Source organism: Saccharothrix sp. ALI-22-I (assembly GCF_001984175.1).
Lineage (GTDB): Bacteria > Actinomycetota > Actinomycetes > Mycobacteriales > Pseudonocardiaceae > Actinosynnema.
Genome location: NZ_MTQP01000051.1, coordinates 119,828 through 134,594 on the forward strand (window position 1 = coordinate 119,828; position 14,767 = coordinate 134,594).

Here is a 14,767-nt window from a genome sequence, read left to right on the forward strand (position 1 = left end):
GCAGCTCCTGGCATCATCAGAACAGGGGGTCGGGGGTCGGGGTGGTCCCGCACGCGCAGGTCTTGCCCGCGCCCGCGTCCACCACCTCCTGGCAGTCCGGGCAGCGCAGGAAGAAGCTCTCCCGCTCCAACGTCCACACGCTGGTGTAGGCCCCGGTGCACAGGCCGCTGCGGAAGAACTTCCGCATGGCCCGCTGGTGCGGCCGGGCGTGCACGGCGCGGACCGACTCCGGGCGGTCGAAGGCGGTCAGCGTGTACTTGCGAGCGCCGATCTCGAACGTCCCCACGCCGAGGAAGCCCTGCGAGGCCCGCAGCGACTTGACCACCTCCGTGCTGAGCAGGTCCACCTCCGGGCCCTCGACGTCGTCGCGGAAGTCCAGGTAGGTGAACGTGAGCACGCGCGGGTAGTCGGGCCTGCCGGTGGCGGTGCGGGCGCTGACGCCGTACTCCTGCATGTCCTCGCGGGCGGGCAGGAAGCGGGACGTGTGGCCCAGCGACGCGGCCAAGGCGACCCGGTCGAAGTGGCGGCGCACGCGCACCGCGCCGTCCACGACGGTCAGCACGTCCGCGCCGACGACCGCCGCCGCGCCACCCGTGCCGGGCATCCCGAGGTAGGGGGCGCGGTGCGTGGCGGCGAGGGTCCAGGTGAGCACGGCGGTGTCGCCGGCGTCGGCGGGCGGCGCGAAGTCCAGCGCCAGGTCCGGGAACCGGGTCAGCACGGCCTCGACGTGCGCGACGAGGTCCGCGCCGCCGACCGGCTCCGGGGTGTCCGGGTCCGCGAACTCCGCCACCGCGGCGGCGACGGCCGCCGCGTCGCGCTCCCGCCAGGCCGCGGCCCATCGCGCGGCGGTCTCGATCAGGTCCATGCGGTCACCGCTTCCAGGTCGTCGTCCTCGGGCAGCCGGGCCGAGGTCAGGGCCACCGCGAACGCGAGGTCGGAGGTGTGGCTGACCGAGACCCGGATGCGGGCGCCGGGCGCCTCCCGGCCGTCCAGCGCGCCGTCCAGGCGCACGCCCGGCGGGTGGCCGTGCAGGCAGGCCGCTGTGCGACCGCACAGGGGCGCGGGCAGGGGCAGGACCTCCACCGCGCCCAGGTGCTCCGGGGTGACGGGCTCGTCCAGCAGGCGCAGCACGGCGTACTTGGCCGCGAGCCGGCCCGCCCAGTGCTGGAGGGTGCGCCCGGCGCCGGACCGCAACCGTTCCGCGCGGGTGAACACGACCTCCAGCGGCATCGGATCGACCAGCTGCCACGGCGCGGTCAGCCCGCCGAAGGCGACCGCGGCACTCCCCCACCCGGTCATGCCGCGGGCTCCGGGCGGCGAAGCCGGCGCACGGCGGCCGGGTCGGCCGTGCTCACGCATCGCACGCCCACGCCGCGCAGCAGCCCGGCGAGCACCTTGCTGTCGCCGACCTCGACCAGGGTCTCGACGTCGGCGAGCACGCCCATCGTCTCGGTCCACCGCACCCGCGCGGTGAGCTGCGCGATCAGCGCGTCGACGATGGTCGACAGGTCCGTGGTGGGCTCGGCGGTCGCGTTCGGGACCACCGGGACGCGGGGCGGTCGCATCGGTGTCCCGCGCACCGCCTCGGCCCAGCCGTCCAGCGCACCCGCCATCAGCGGCGAGTGGAACGCGTTGCTCACCTTGAGCGCCACCACCTTGCGGGCGCCCGCCTCCCCTGCCAGCGCGGCGAGCCGGTCGACGGCGGCGGTCGCGCCGGAGACCACGGCGTGGTCCGACGCGTTCTCCAGGCCGACGACCAGCGGCTCGCCCGGTCGGGCGGCCTCGGCGGCCAGCTCCTCCACCCGTCGTAGGGTCAGGCCCAGCACGGCGGTCATGCCGCCGGTGGTGGGCAAGTCGGCCATCAACCGGGCACGGGTGGCGACCAGGCGCAGCGCGGTGTCGACGTCCAGCACGCCCGCCGCGCACAGCGCGCTCACCTCGCCCACGCTGTGCCCGGCGACGACTTCCGGCTCCACGCCCCGCTCCCGCAGCACGGCGAGCGCGGCGAGGTTGCACGCGGTCACGGCGGGCTGCGCGTGCAGCGTGTCCACGAGCTTGTCCAGCGGCCCGCGGGCGCACAGCCCGGACACCGGCTCGGGCAGCAGCTCGTCGGCGCGGGCGACCACCGCCGCGCCCGCCGGGTCGCGGCGCAGCCAGCCGCCCATGCCGACCCGGACCGTGCCCTGACCGGGGAACACGAAGCCGATCACCTGCGAACCTCCGTCCGTACTCCTGCGCTGCCCCTGCCGACGGGTTGCCCGGGACCGGCTAGAGCCGGCGTCGCCGGGTGGGCACGACCGCGGCCTGCTCGGCGCCGAGGAAACCCAGCAGCAGCTTGGTGACGATCTCCGGCTGGTCCAGCGGGATCCAGTGGCTGGCGTCCTCGACGCGCTCGTAGCGCCACGGGCCCTTGACGAACTTCACCGAGCCCGTCATGCCCTCCTCCAGCAGGGCCTTGTCCCCGGTGGACCAGATGCCGAGGGTGGGCGCGAGCACGGGTGGGAAGTTGCTCTCCACGCGCAGCTCGGCCTCGGGCGAGCGATTGGCGCGGTACCAGTTCAGCGCCGCGGTGAGCGCGCCCGGCTTGGCCAACTCGCGCGGGTAGCGCTGGTGGTCTCCCTCGCCGCCCATGATCTCCTTGAACAGCCGCCACCCGTTGCGCCGCAGCAACTGCTCACTCACACCGGGGAACTGGTAGAAGAGCATGTACCAGCTGGCCTTGCGCTGCTCGATCGACGGCGTGCCGAACACACCGGGGTGGCCGACCGACAGCACGGCGAGGTGGTCGACGCGGCGCGGCATCAGGAACGCGTACATCCAGGCGATGGCGGCGCCCCAGTCGTGGCCGACGATGTGCGCCTTGGGGATGCCGAGGTGCTGCGTCAAGCCCACTACGTCGTTGACGATCGTGCGCATGTCGTACGCCTCGACCTCCTGCGGCTTGCCCGACTCGCCGAACCCGCGCAGGTCGGGCGCGATGACGCGGAAGCCCGCCTCCACCAGGGGGTCGATCTGGTGCCGCCACAGGTAGTGCGAGTCGGGGAAGCCGTGCAGCAGCACGACCGGGTCGCCCTCGCCCTTGTCGACGTAGGCGATGTCGACGCCGTTGACGTGCGCCGACCCGGTCAGCAGGGTGTCCTTCACGCTCATGCCCTCTCCCTGAACAGCCTCTCGGCGAAGAACTCGCTGAACCCGAACTCCGGCACGTCCTCCGGCGGCACCATGTTGAGCAGGCCGGTCACCGACGCGGCGAAGTTCTCGGCCATCAACTCGCGCGCCCGGCGGCGGCGCTCGGCGGCGGCCGGCCCGAACTCGCAGTGCAGCTTGGCGATGATGTCCGCGCCGAAGTGCAGCCGGTCCATCCGGAACTTCCGCTCGGCCAGGTACCCCTCGAAGGCGGCGGGCGACCAGTCGTCGCCGCCGGTCAGCACCTCGCACACGGCGCGGGTGTCGCGCAGGCTGCACGACAGGCCGGTGCCGAGCACGGTGTCGGCGTTGCCGGCCTCGTCCCCGACGAGCACCACGCCGTCCATGACGATCGGCTGCTCGGGGAACATCGCCACCGACGGCCACAGCTTGAGCGGCCCGATCGGCTTCGCGGCGGTGTGCACGGCCTTGCCGCGGTCGGGCAGGCACGCCAGCTCGAAGTCCGCGATGAACCGCCGCTCGCCCTCCGCGCCCTGGTAGAGCTTCCGGTTGGCGGTCGGGAAGTTGATGTAGAGCCGGGCGTTGCCGTCGCCCTGCGGGAACACCATGAACATCTTCTCGTCCTCGGTGCCCATCGCCTGTACGTCCATCGGCCAGTCGTCCAGGCCGGTGACGCGCAGCCCGCCGCCCCAGTGGTGCACCGAGGTGGCCATGGACACGCCGACCTGGCGGCCGACCGTGCAGCCGCGACCGGTGGCGCCGATGACGATGCGCGGCCTGGCCAGGTGCTCCTGCCCGCCGCTGGTCCAACGGACCTCCGGGCGGGCCCCGGCGGTGATGTGGGTCCGCTGCGCTCCCATGACTACGGTCGCGCCGTTGTCCTCGGCCTGCTCGGCCATCAACGCGCAGACCTCGTGGTGCGGGAACGACATGGGGCCGCCGACGCCGGGCACGAACCGCGTCATGTCCACGGTTTCCGCGGCGGCCGGGTCGACCGTCTCGTCCCACTGCGTCCACTCGCGGATCTCCCACGCGCCGCCGAGGCCGAACGCGTCCTCCACGCCCAGCGTCTGCGCCTCTCGCAGGCCCCACGGCGCGATCCACTCACCGCGCACGATGTCCTGATAGGTCTCCTGCTTCTCCAGCAGCACCACGGACAGACCGTTCATCGCGAGGTTGGCGGCGGCGGACGCGCCGGCGATGCCGCCGCCCACCACGACGACGTCGACCCCGGTGTGCTCGACGGTCATGCCTGCCACCTCTCCCAGGACGTGCGCTCCTTGGCCGGGACCCGCTTGGCGGGGCGGAACTCGGTGCCGATCGTGTAGGCCACCGGGACCAGGCAGACCTGCGTGACCCCGGCGGGGATGCCGAGCAGCTCGCCCACGTGCCGCTCGAACGGCAGGTGCATGCACGTGATCGTGCTGCCCAGGCCGCGGCTGCGCAGGGCCAGCTGGAACGACCAGACGGCGGGGAAGATCGAGCCGTAGAAGTTGCTGGCCCGCATGGCCCCGATCCGCACGCCCTCCTGCCAGGTGGCGAGGTTGCGGGTGCCGGTCGCGCCCAGCCACTCGGCGTCGATCGCGCCGATGTCCGGCGGCCTGCCGAGCACGCACGGGATCACCAGCGCGGGCACCCGGGCGACGGTCTCGGCCAGCGCGGCGGCGGACTCGTTGTTCTTCCTGGCCTGCGGGCTGTTGCGCCGCCGCCCGGACCGCGTCCACACCTCCTTCTGGTGGAACTGCCAGGAGATGTCGAACAGCTCCGCCAGCCGGTCCTTCACGGCCTGCTCGGTGATCACGACCCAGCGCCAGTTCTGCTGGTCGTTCGCGGTGGGCGCCTGGACGGCGACCTCCAGCGCCTCCTCGATCACCCCGCGCGGCACGGGCCGGTCGAGGTCGAGCCGACGGCGCACCGACCGGGTGGTGGTGAGCAACCGGTCTGTCTCCACTACGTCGAAGGGCGCGTCGCTCATACCGCACCCAGCAGGGTTCCGCCGCGCACCGAACCGGGCGCGGCGCTGAGCACGAGGGCCTTGGCGGGCGCGGCCGGCAGCTCGGGCTTGGTCACGTAGGACTCGACCGCGCCCGCGCGGGGGCTGACCGGCGCCGGGATGGCCGGGGCCACGCCGTCGCGCAGCGCCAGCGCGGCCAGCGCCAGGTTCAGCGCGCCGGTGGCCGAGCCCGCGTCGCCGGTCAGGCCCGCGGTGGCGGTGAGCCGGGCGGACGGGACGGCGTCGAGCACCGCGCCCGCCTCCGCCTCGTCGGTCGCGCCGCCGGTGGCCGCGCCGACGACCAGGTCCACGCCGTCGGTGCGCAGGGCGGCGAGGCTGCGCTCCACCAGGGAACGCTCGTCGCCGCCGCTCGCGCCCACGTGGGCGCTGCCCAGCACCCGCGCGTACGGGGTGGCGCCCCGGGCGGCGGCGTGCGCGGCGGACTCGACGACCAGGGCCACCGAGGCGGACGCGGACGCCTCACCAGAGTCGCGGTCGTAGGGGTTGGCCTGCGCGCCGTCACCGGACCGCACCGCCTCGTCGGCGGCGACCACGATCACCACGTCCGCCTTGCCGGCGCGGATGGTCTCCACCGCGCAGTCCAGGGCGATGGAGGCCGACGCGTTGCCGTTGCAGATGGTGGTGGTCGGGCCGCGCAGGCCCAGGGTCTGGCAGACCGCGCCGCCGGTGGCGTTGAGCACCACGTTGGAGAAGCTGAGCACGGCGGGCTTGTTCGGGTTGACCAGCACGCTCTCGTCGAACCCGTCGGTGCTCTCCACCGAGCCGGCGGCGGTGGCGAAGATGACGCCCACGTTGTCCAGGGCGGCGCGCGGCAGCTTCAGCCCGGCGTCCTCCCAGGCCAGCCGGGAGGCGGCGATGGCCATGCGGGACAGGTTGTTCATGTGCCGCCACAACGAGCGCGGCGCGAACGTGCGGCCTTCCAGGGACGGCGTCACGCCGACCGCGGTGCGGCCGTTGGCGACCGCCTCGGCGACCTCGGCGATTCCGGTGCCCAGGCCGGTGACCGGACCGAGTCCGGTGACGACGACCTCGGTGGCCGGCAGCTCCTCGTACTCGCGCGGCCCGCCGGGGCGGCGCAGCACGAGCGAGGCGTTGTTGCCGCCGAACGCGTAGTTGTTGGACACCACGACGTCCATCTCCAGCGGACGCGCGGTGTTCGGCACGAAGTCCAATGTGGACTCCGCGATCGCCTCCTCGGTGAACCCGATGGTGGGCGGTGCGGTCGCGGTCCGCAGGGCCAGCACGCTGGCCACCGCCTCGACCGCGCCCGCCGCGCCCAGGGTGTGCCCGATGAAGCTCTTGATGCTGCTGGTCGGCACCTGCGGGGCCCGCTCGCCGAACACGGCGCGCATGACCTTCTTCTCCATGGCGTCGTTGGCGGGCGTGCCGGTGCCGTGCCCGTTGACGTAATCCACGGCGTCGGTGTCCAACCCGGCGTCCGCCAGCGCACGGCGCATGGCGGTGACGCCGCCCCGGCCGGTCGGGTCCGGCGCGGTGGCGTGGTAGGCGTCGGCGGACAGGCCGTAGCCCGCGACTTCGGCCAGCGGCTCCGCGCCCCGGGCCAGCGCGTGGTCCAGCGCCTCCACGACCAGGAACGCCGCGCCCTCGCCCAGGTTCAGGCCGTCCGAGCGGCTGTACGGGCCACACGGGCGGGCGCTGAGCGCCTGGAGGCCCGCGAACCCGGCGTACGTGCCGAACAGCAGCGGGTCCACGCCGCCCGCGAGCACCACATCCGCCTCGCCGGTGAGGATCTTGTCCTTGGCCAGGCCGACCGCGTTGCCGCCCGCCGCGCACGCGGTCGAGACCAGGATGCGCGGGCCCGCCATGCCCAGCTTGCGCGCCACGACGTCACCGGTGGTGTGCATGGGCTGGTAGCCGCCGTCCGCGGTCGGAGTGGCCTGGCACTTGCCCAGGACCAACCCGAACCGCTCGCCGGGGAGATCACCCGGCGCGGCTGTGTCCAACCCCGCCTGGGCAACCGCCTGCCGGGCCGCGGCGAGGGCGAGCCGGGCCGTGCGGTCCAGCCCGGCGTCCTCGGCCGGCAGCTGCCCGTCGATCCACTCGTCGGGCACCTGGCCCGCGAACCTGGCCTCGAACGCGGAGAACCGCTCGTCGGCGACGGCGGTGATGCCACCCTCGCCCGCGGTGAGCCGCGCCCAGAACTCCTCCGGGTCGCGGCCGACCGCGCAGATCACCCCGACACCGGTGATGACCACTGGGCGCAGCGCCATGCTTGCTCCTCCTCGCGACCCCGGACCGCGACCCGGGGGACCGGATCAGATGATCGGGGTGCTCCAGCTCTTGGGCGTGACGTACGGGCTCGTCAGCGTGGTCACCTCGGTGTCGCCGACGGTGAGCTTGAGACCGGCGGCGGCCAGGTCCGGCGGCAGCCGCAGCAGGCCCAGAGCGGACTCCAGGCCGATGCTGCGCACGGCGTGCACGACCTCGCCGATCTTCTCCCCGCCGACGGTGACCGGCGTGCCCGGCGCGGGCACCTCGTCGCCGCCGGAGAAGCCGACCGTGCGGCGCTCGGCCTTGCCCCCGAACGCGGCCACCACGGCGTCGCGCCCGACGAACTCGTCCTTGGTGATGTCCACCAGCCAGCCCGCGCCCATCTCCAGCACGTCCACGCCCTCGCCTGCCTCGTGGCGCACGACCGGCTGGCGCACCTCCAGCATCGCCAGCTCCACGGCTTGCTGGCCGGCGGGCACGGCGTGCTCCAGGGCCTTGGCCCACAGCCGCTCGGCCGACTCGCGCGGCACCAGCACCTTGTAGCCGTACTCCCCGGTCACACCGGTGCGGGCGAAGACGATGTCCACGCCGTCCCACTGGGCGTCCACAACGGACTCGAACGGCAGCGCGGCCAGCTCACCGTCGATCAGCCGGCCCACCACGCCCCACGCGTACGGGCCCTCCAACCCGAACAAGGCGTGCTCGGCGGTGCGGTCGGTGATCTCCACGTCGGGTCCGGCGTGCGCGCGCAGGTGCTCCAGCAGGCGGGAGCCGGCGCCGGTGGAGGACTCCAGCAGCAGGCCGTCCTCCCGACCCCACACCACGACCTGGTCCACGACGGCGCCGTCCTCGGCGAGCACCAGGCTCGTCATGCAGCGCTCGGCGGTCATGTACTCCACGTCGCGCGCCAACACCTTCTGCGCGAAGTCGGTGGCACCGCTGCCGGAGATCTCCACGATCCGCTCGCCGGACAGGTCCAGCAGGGCGGCCCGCTCCCGGATCGCCTCGTACTCGGCGTCGAGCGCGCTGAAGCTCAGCGCGACCTCGGCGTCCAGGACGGTGCCGTACGCGGTGCCCTCGGGGTGCGCGGACCTCACCGGCGACGTCAAGGGTTCCATTGTCGTGTCAGACCTTTCCGGTAGGGCTGGTGGCTGCCGGGTCGGCGATGGTGATGGTGCCCTCGGCGACGACCTGGCCGCCGACCCTGGCGCTCACCTTGAACTCGCTGAAGCCGCGTCCTCCCGCCGTGCGGTCGGCGGTGAGGACGAGCTGATCACCCGGCACGACGGGGCGGCGGAAGCGCATCGACCGCACGCCCGCCAGGTAGCCGATGGGGCCCGCGCCGGCGAGCGCGAGCACCACGCCCGCCAGCTGGGCCATTGCCTCGATGACGAGCACGCCCGGGAGCACGGCCGCGGTCGGGAAGTGCCCCTGGAACCACGGTTCGGTGGCCGCGACGTTCTTGACCCCGACCGCGCCGACGCCCGGTTCGACCTTCTCGACCCGGTCCAGCAGCAGGAAGGGCCAGCGGTGCGGCAGGATCTCCCGGATGCGGTCGTTGCTCAGCGACGTCCCCGCCCCCACCGGCTCCCGGGTCGCGGTCATGCCTGATCGACCAAGGCGGGGGCGGCCAGGGTTGGGTTGACGTGGTCGGCCAGGCGCGACACCGAGCCGAACACCGACATGTCGCTGTCGTAGAGGGCGACGCCGAACTCGGCCTCGATCGCCACGTACAGCTCCAGCACGTCGAGGCTGTCCAGCTCCAGTCCGCGGCCGAACAGCGGCTGGTCGTCGGTGATCCACGCGGGCTCGATCGGCAGGTCCAGCCGCGAGACGATCATCTTCTTGATCTGGGCGCACGTCTCGTGGCGGGCAGCCGCCGTGGCACGCAGTTCGTCGAGGGTCACGCTTCTCCTTCCGTCCGCTGGAGTTGCTCGCGGCTCGATGGGTCATCCGAGCCCGCCGCCGTTGGCGACGAACGTCTCGCTGGTGATGTAGGACGCCTTGTCGGAGGCCAGGAACGTGACCAGGTTCGCGATCTCCTCGGGTCGACCCATGCGGCCGAGCCGGATGCGCGCGGCGTAGCCGTCGCGCAGCTTCGCGGGGATGACCTTGGTCATGTCGGTCTCGACGAACCCCGGCGCCACCACGTTGACGCGCACCCCGTGCGGCGCGGCCTCGTAGGACAGCGCCTTGGTGAACGCGATGATCGCGCCCTTGGAGGCGACGTAGTTCGTCTGCCCCGGGAAGCCGCCGTCCAGGCCGCTCGCGGAGCTGAGGGTCACGATCGCGCCGCGCCGCTGGTGCTGCATGATCCGCATCGCCTCGCGGCAGGCCAGGAACGTGCCGTGCAGGTTGATGTCCATCGTCTCGCGGAACGTGTCGCTGCTCATCGCGACGAGGTGCCGGTCCCGCGTCACGCCCGCGCTGGTGACCAGCACGTCGAGCCGACCGTGCTCGGAGCGCACGGAGCGGAACAGCTCGCGCACCGCGTCCTCGTCGGTCACGTCGGCCCGCACCGCGCTCGCGCTGCCGCCGTCCTGCTCGATCCGCGTGACCAGTTCCTTCGCCTGCTCCTCGGAGCGCGAGTAGTTGACCACGACGTGGACGCCGTGGGCCGCCAGGTCGACCGCGACGGCCCGCCCGATCCCGCGCGACCCGCCGGTGACCACGGCGACCGATCCTTCGGCGAACATGGCGCCTCCCCACGTTGTCCAAGGCTTGCCCGCTCCGCACGCCGTCGTTCGGCGCAACGCTACTGACCTGCGACTTCAGAGCTCTATCACTTCGATATCCGCCTCCTTGACGCTCTCGCGGCGGTGTCGCACGCTCCTGCGCATGGCAGATATCGAGGTCGACGTCCTGATCGTGGGTGGTGGCCCGGTCGGCCTCGCCGCGTCGATCGAGTGCTCCCGGCACGGGTTGACGTCGCTGCTGGTCGAGCGGCACGCGGGGACGTCGATCTTCCCCAAGGCGCGCCTGGTGTCCACCCGCACGATGGAGCTGGTGCGGGCGTGGGGTCTGGCGGAGGAGGTGGAGCGCGTCGGCCTGCCGCGCGAGGACAGCCTGGCCGTGGGCGTCGGCTCGTCGCTGACCGCAGCCGACTTCCACCGCGAGGTCGCCCCCATCGTCGAGGACGCGCCGCACAGCCCCACGTACACCTACATCTGCGCGCAGGACAAGTTCGAGGTGGTGCTGCGCGAGGAGGCCGAGCGCCTGCCCGGCGCCGACGTCCGGTTCGCCACCACGCTCACGTCCCTGGGCCAGGACGAGTCCGGTGTGGACGCGGTGATCGAGTCGGTGTCCGGCCGCGCCACCGTCCGCGCCCGCTACGCCATCGCCGCCGACGGCGGGCGCGGCACCGTGCGCGACCGGCTGGGCATCGGTGTGGAGGGCCCGCCGCCGCTCGGGCACATGATCAGCATCATGTTCGACGCCGACCTGGTGCCGCTGCTGGCCGACCGGATGTGCGCGCTGTACTTCATCCGCAGCGCGATCCCGTGCGCGGTGGAGGCCGTGGACAACCGGCGGCGCTGGATCATCCAGACCGGCTACGACCCGGAGGAGGGCGGCAGCGAGGCCGACTTCACGCCCGAGTTCTGCGTGCGGGTGGTGCGCGAGGCCGTCGGCGTGCCGGACCTGGACGTCGAACTGGTCGGCGTGATGCCGTGGTTGCAACAGGCGGTGACCGCGACGCGCTTCCGCTCGGGCCGGGTGTTCCTGGTGGGCGACTCGGCGCACGTGTCCACGCCGCAGGGCGGGTTCGGCATGAACTGCGGCATCCAGGACGCGCACAACCTGGTGTGGAAGCTGGCGGCGGTGCTGTCCGGCGCGGCGGGTGAGGCGCTGCTCGACACCTACGACGCCGAACGCCACCCGATCGGCGAGCGCACCGTCGGCGAGAGCCTGGCCAACGCCTTCATCACTTTCCGGATGATGGAGGGCAAGTTGTCGATGAAGGAGGCCATCGCGCAGCAGGCGGGCCGTCGCGCCTGCGAGGGTCTGGTGCTCGGCTTCCACTACGACTCGGCCGCCGTCGTGCCGGACGGCACCGACGCCCCGTCGCCCGACGACCCCTACCGGACCTACGTCCCCACCGCTCGACCCGGTCACCGCGCGCCGCACGTGCCGCTGACGCGGAGCGCGGAGACGTTGTCCACTTTGGACCTCATCGGTCCGGGGTTCACCCTGCTCACCCCGGCCGGCAGCGGCTGGACCCAGGCGGCGAAGGAGGTCGGCTCCCTGACCGGCGCGGCGATCGCGGCGATCGAGGTGTCGGCTGACGGCGCCACCGCCCTGGTGTCGCCGACCTGGGCCTCGATCTACGGCGTGGGCGCGGCGGGCGCGGTGCTCGTGCGGCCGGACGGCCACGTGGCTTGGCGCACCACGGCCCCGGCGTCGACGGACGCGCTGTCGGCGGTGGTCGACACCGTGCTCGCCCGCGCTTGAGCGGCCCTCCTGACGACAGCGTGTCCGCCGCCGCGAGGTGCGGCGGCGGACGACGCCGGTGAACCCGCGTGATGTGCGGCAGCCATGTCGCGCGACTGCTCAGGCGGGTGCGGGAACATCGGACACTCGACCAGCCGGGCACCGGTCAGGCGGGCACACCGGTCAGCCTGCGGCGGTCCAGGCGGCGCGGAGCGGCGCGGACGCCGGCTGCCGCACGGCGCAGCGGCAGCGGGAAGCCGTCCGCCGAGCCGACGATCCTGCCGGCCTCACCGCGTTCCTCGGCCACCCAGTCGTGCCCGAGCAGCATGGTCAGCAGCTGCCACGACTCCTCCCGCCGCAGCGGTTCCAGGAACGCCCGGTGCGCGCCCTGGCGGGCCACCAGCTCGTCCATCGGGTGCCGGCTGGTGACGATGACCCTGGCGTGCGCGCCGCTGGGCAGCAGCGGCCGGACCTGGGCGTGGTCCACCGCCCCGTCCAGCACCACCAGCACGCGCTTGTGGGACACGGTGCTGCGGTACAGCGCGACCTTCTCCCCCGGGTCGTCCGGGATGGACGCCGCAGGCACGCCGAGCGCCCGCAGGAACCGGTCCAGCACCGCGGCGGGTGGCACCGGTCGGCCGAAGTCGTCGACCAGGTCGGCGTACAGCTGCCCGTCGGGGAACCGGTCGAGGCGCTGGTGCGCCCAGCGCAGCGCCAGCGCCGTCTTGCCCACCTCACCAGGGCCCGTCAGCACGACCGCGCCGAGCACGTCCGGGCCGGGGTCGAGGGCGGCGTCCAGTTCGGCCAGCTCGGCCGACCGACCGGCGAACGGCAGGACCTGGCGCGGCAGCTCGGCGGGCCGCACCGCCTGCGCCTCGGCGCGGGGCCACGCGCGCAGCGCAGGCGCGTCGCGCAGGACCTGCTCGTGCAACTCGCGCAGTTCCGGGCCGGGTTCCAGGCCGATCTGCTCGACCAGCACCCGCCGCGCGTCCTGGTAGGTGCGCAGCGCGTCGGCCCGCCGGCCCGACCGGTACTGGGCCAGCATCAGCTGCGCCCGCGCACGCTCGCGCAGCGGGTGCTCGGCCACCACGGCGGCCAGGTCCTTGCCGACCCGGTGGTGCAGACCGAGCCGCAGCTCCAGCTCGGCGCACGCCTCCACCGCGTCCAGCCGCGCGGACTGCAGCCGCACCGCCTCCGCGCGCAGGCCGGGCAGGTCCTCGAACGGCACGCCGCGCCACAGCCCCAGCGCCTCGCGGAGCAGCACCACGGCGCCCGCCGCGTCCCCGCCCGCCGCCCGCACCTGGGCCCGGCCGACCATCCCGTTGAACCGCAGCCAGTCCGCCGTGTCCTCGTCCAGCCGCGCCACGTAGCCGGGGCTCGCGGTGTCGACGGCGCTGCCCGCCTGACCCAGCGCCCGCCGCAGCCGGGACACGCAGATCGCGATCTGGCCCCGCGCGCTGGCCGGCGGGTCGCCGTGCCACACCGCCTCGATGAGCCGGTCCACGCTGACCACGCGGTTGGCGTCGAACACCAGCCGCGCCAGCACCGCGCGCTCCCGGGGGCCACCCACCCGCTGCTCCACGCCGTCGCGCAGGACCCGGATCGGGCCCAGCACGCCGAACTCGACCGGGCCGGGTGTCAACGCGACCGCGCCAGGTGCTTCTCGACCTCGTCGGCGGCGCGCGTCGTGCCGCCCGCCTCCGCGACGGCCTTGCGCATCAGCTCCGACCGGGCCGCGATCTCCCGGTCGCCGAGCACCGACGTGATCACGTCGACCAGCGCTCCAGGGGTCAGGTCGGCGGGGTCGAGCACGGCGCCCAGGCCGAGTTCGCGGACCCGCCAGCCGGTCGGCCGGTCGAGCGCGGAGCCCGGCACGCACACCATCGGCGTGCCCGACCGCAGCGCCTCCATCACGGTCCCCATGCCCGCGTGGGTGACGCACAGGGCGGCGTGCTCCAGCACGGCCACGTGCGGCACGAAGTCGTGCACCTCGACGTTGGGCGGCAGGTCGCCGAGGGCGGCGCGGTCCACGCCGCCGCCGGTGGTCATCACGGCGTACCACGGTCGACCGCGGAACGCCTCGACGCACGTGCGGAAAAAGCCCTCGTCCTGGTTGAACACCGCACCCAGCGACACCAGCACCACGGGCAGGCCGTCGGCGGGCGGCTCCCACGACCCGAGGAAGCCGCGGTCGCCCACGCACGGCCCGACGAACGCGAACCGCTCGTCGAAGGTGTCGCCCGCGTACTGGAACTCGCGCGGCACGGTGACCAGGCTCAGCGGCGGCACCTCGAACCACACTTCGTGCGGCGCGGCGGTCACCCCGTACCGGGCGCACAGCGCGCCGATGCGCCCCATCGTGGCGCCCACCCACTCCGGCATCTCACCGGGCCGCTGCGCCGCGGGCCGCTCGGCGGCGGCGGACTCGGGGTTGTACATGGCGTTGAGGAACGAGAAGTGCTCGTTGGAGGCGAACACCGGGATCACCTGCGTGGCGGGGACGTCCCAGTGCCGGGCCAGCACGCGGCCCGCGTAGAGCACGGAGGTGTCGTAGACCAGGCAGTCCGGCCGGTCGCCGTCCAGCTCGGCGGTCGCGGTGGCGAGCATGGCCTCGCTCTCGTCGAGCAGCACGCCCATCAGGTACCCGGGGTCGTCCGCCACGAGGGCGAAGTCGGCGTCGCGGTACCGGGACGGGTAGGTCACGGCGGTGGCGCCGGCCTCGGCGACGATCTCCGCCATGCTCGGCGCGGTCAGGTAGGTGACCCGGTGCCCGCGCGCGGCCAGTTCGGTGACCACCGCGAGGTTCGGGATGACGTGCCCGTGGTCCGGGTGGCACATGAAAAGGAAATGCCGCGACATTCGTCGTCCTCGTCCCCGATGGATGTGCTGAAATCCGGCGACCGTGCCGGGGGGCGTGGTCACCGTAAAGCCCTCGGAAGCGAGCTG

At 73.7% G+C, this 14,767-nt stretch carries 14 protein-coding genes; 1 reads left to right on the forward strand and 13 read right to left on the reverse strand.

Going from position 1 to position 14,767, the window contains the following annotated elements; genetic code table 11:
- Positions 1 to 16: 16 nt before the first annotated feature.
- The 11 genes from ALI22I_RS11590 to ALI22I_RS11640 are packed head-to-tail and all read right to left on the reverse strand — an operon-like array spanning position 17 to position 10,089.
- Positions 17 to 865 (reverse strand): ester cyclase, encoded by an 849-nt coding sequence (locus tag ALI22I_RS11590; RefSeq protein ID WP_077005459.1) that lies wholly within the window; start codon positions 863 to 865, stop codon positions 17 to 19.
- Positions 856 to 1,299, reverse strand: a complete 444-nt coding sequence (locus ALI22I_RS11595; RefSeq protein WP_077005460.1) for a phosphopantetheinyl transferase — start codon at positions 1,297 to 1,299, stop codon at positions 856 to 858. The genes ALI22I_RS11590 and ALI22I_RS11595 overlap by 10 nt, the downstream gene beginning before the upstream one ends.
- The gene (locus ALI22I_RS11600; RefSeq protein ID WP_077005461.1) at positions 1,296 to 2,210 is read right to left on the reverse strand and encodes an ACP S-malonyltransferase; all 915 of its coding nucleotides are present in this window, start codon (positions 2,208 to 2,210) and stop codon (positions 1,296 to 1,298) included. The genes ALI22I_RS11595 and ALI22I_RS11600 overlap by 4 nt, the downstream gene beginning before the upstream one ends.
- Positions 2,211 to 2,268: 58 nt before the next feature.
- Complete coding sequence (locus ALI22I_RS11605) at positions 2,269 to 3,150, reverse strand: alpha/beta fold hydrolase (RefSeq protein WP_077005462.1); 882 nt, start codon at positions 3,148 to 3,150, stop codon at positions 2,269 to 2,271.
- A complete protein-coding gene (locus tag ALI22I_RS11610) occupies positions 3,147 to 4,397 on the reverse strand; it encodes an FAD-dependent oxidoreductase (protein ID WP_077005463.1) in 1,251 nt (416 codons plus the stop codon). Before ALI22I_RS11610 ends, ALI22I_RS11605 begins: the two co-directional genes overlap by 4 nt.
- Positions 4,394 to 5,122, reverse strand: a complete 729-nt coding sequence (locus ALI22I_RS11615; RefSeq protein WP_077005464.1) for a nitroreductase family protein — start codon at positions 5,120 to 5,122, stop codon at positions 4,394 to 4,396. The genes ALI22I_RS11610 and ALI22I_RS11615 overlap by 4 nt, the downstream gene beginning before the upstream one ends.
- Complete coding sequence (locus ALI22I_RS11620; protein WP_077005465.1) at positions 5,119 to 7,392, reverse strand: beta-ketoacyl-[acyl-carrier-protein] synthase family protein; 2,274 nt, start codon at positions 7,390 to 7,392, stop codon at positions 5,119 to 5,121. The genes ALI22I_RS11615 and ALI22I_RS11620 overlap by 4 nt, the downstream gene beginning before the upstream one ends.
- Before the next feature lie 45 nt (positions 7,393 to 7,437).
- The gene (locus ALI22I_RS11625) at positions 7,438 to 8,502 is read right to left on the reverse strand and encodes an aminomethyltransferase family protein (RefSeq protein WP_238598312.1); all 1,065 of its coding nucleotides are present in this window, start codon (positions 8,500 to 8,502) and stop codon (positions 7,438 to 7,440) included.
- A 16-nt stretch (positions 8,503 to 8,518) separates the two neighbouring features.
- On the reverse strand, positions 8,519 to 8,998 hold the full coding sequence (gene fabZ, locus ALI22I_RS11630) for a 3-hydroxyacyl-ACP dehydratase FabZ (RefSeq protein ID WP_077005467.1): 480 nt from the start codon (positions 8,996 to 8,998) through the stop codon (positions 8,519 to 8,521).
- Positions 8,995 to 9,300 (reverse strand): acyl carrier protein, encoded by a 306-nt coding sequence (locus ALI22I_RS11635; RefSeq protein WP_077005468.1) that lies wholly within the window; start codon positions 9,298 to 9,300, stop codon positions 8,995 to 8,997. Before ALI22I_RS11635 ends, fabZ begins: the two co-directional genes overlap by 4 nt.
- Before the next feature lie 42 nt (positions 9,301 to 9,342).
- Positions 9,343 to 10,089 (reverse strand): 3-oxoacyl-ACP reductase family protein, encoded by a 747-nt coding sequence (locus ALI22I_RS11640; RefSeq protein WP_077005469.1) that lies wholly within the window; start codon positions 10,087 to 10,089, stop codon positions 9,343 to 9,345.
- A 142-nt stretch (positions 10,090 to 10,231) separates the two neighbouring features.
- Between ALI22I_RS11640 and ALI22I_RS11645 the strand changes: the two genes are divergently transcribed.
- Positions 10,232 to 11,842 (forward strand): FAD-dependent monooxygenase, encoded by a 1,611-nt coding sequence (locus ALI22I_RS11645; protein WP_077005470.1) that lies wholly within the window; start codon positions 10,232 to 10,234, stop codon positions 11,840 to 11,842.
- A 145-nt stretch (positions 11,843 to 11,987) separates the two neighbouring features.
- Here ALI22I_RS11645 and ALI22I_RS11650 read toward each other — a convergent pair whose 3' ends face one another.
- Together ALI22I_RS11650 and ALI22I_RS11655 are read right to left on the reverse strand one after the other, a co-directional pair.
- Complete coding sequence (locus tag ALI22I_RS11650; protein WP_077005471.1) at positions 11,988 to 13,463, reverse strand: AfsR/SARP family transcriptional regulator; 1,476 nt, start codon at positions 13,461 to 13,463, stop codon at positions 11,988 to 11,990.
- Positions 13,460 to 14,680, reverse strand: a complete 1,221-nt coding sequence (locus ALI22I_RS11655; protein ID WP_077005472.1) for a macrolide family glycosyltransferase — start codon at positions 14,678 to 14,680, stop codon at positions 13,460 to 13,462. Before ALI22I_RS11655 ends, ALI22I_RS11650 begins: the two co-directional genes overlap by 4 nt.
- Between the last annotated feature and the right edge of the window lie 87 nt (positions 14,681 to 14,767).

Excerpts from the sequence above, each read along its gene's own strand:
- ALI22I_RS11590 (WP_077005459.1), bottom strand. The coding sequence starts at position 865 with ATGGACCTGATCGAGACCGCCGCGCGATGGGCCGCGGCCTGGCGGGAG.
- ALI22I_RS11595 (WP_077005460.1), bottom strand. The coding sequence starts at position 1,299 with ATGACCGGGTGGGGGAGTGCCGCGGTCGCCTTCGGCGGGCTGACCGCG.
- ALI22I_RS11605 (WP_077005462.1), bottom strand. The coding sequence starts at position 3,150 with ATGAGCGTGAAGGACACCCTGCTGACCGGGTCGGCGCACGTCAACGGC.
- ALI22I_RS11610 (WP_077005463.1), bottom strand. The coding sequence starts at position 4,397 with ATGACCGTCGAGCACACCGGGGTCGACGTCGTCGTGGTGGGCGGCGGC.
- ALI22I_RS11615 (WP_077005464.1), bottom strand. The coding sequence starts at position 5,122 with ATGAGCGACGCGCCCTTCGACGTAGTGGAGACAGACCGGTTGCTCACC.
- ALI22I_RS11620 (WP_077005465.1), bottom strand. The coding sequence starts at position 7,392 with ATGGCGCTGCGCCCAGTGGTCATCACCGGTGTCGGGGTGATCTGCGCG.
- fabZ (WP_077005467.1), bottom strand. The coding sequence starts at position 8,998 with ATGACCGCGACCCGGGAGCCGGTGGGGGCGGGGACGTCGCTGAGCAAC.
- ALI22I_RS11640 (WP_077005469.1), bottom strand. The coding sequence starts at position 10,089 with ATGTTCGCCGAAGGATCGGTCGCCGTGGTCACCGGCGGGTCGCGCGGG.
- ALI22I_RS11645 (WP_077005470.1), top strand. The coding sequence starts at position 10,232 with ATGGCAGATATCGAGGTCGACGTCCTGATCGTGGGTGGTGGCCCGGTC.
- ALI22I_RS11655 (WP_077005472.1), bottom strand. The coding sequence starts at position 14,680 with ATGTCGCGGCATTTCCTTTTCATGTGCCACCCGGACCACGGGCACGTC.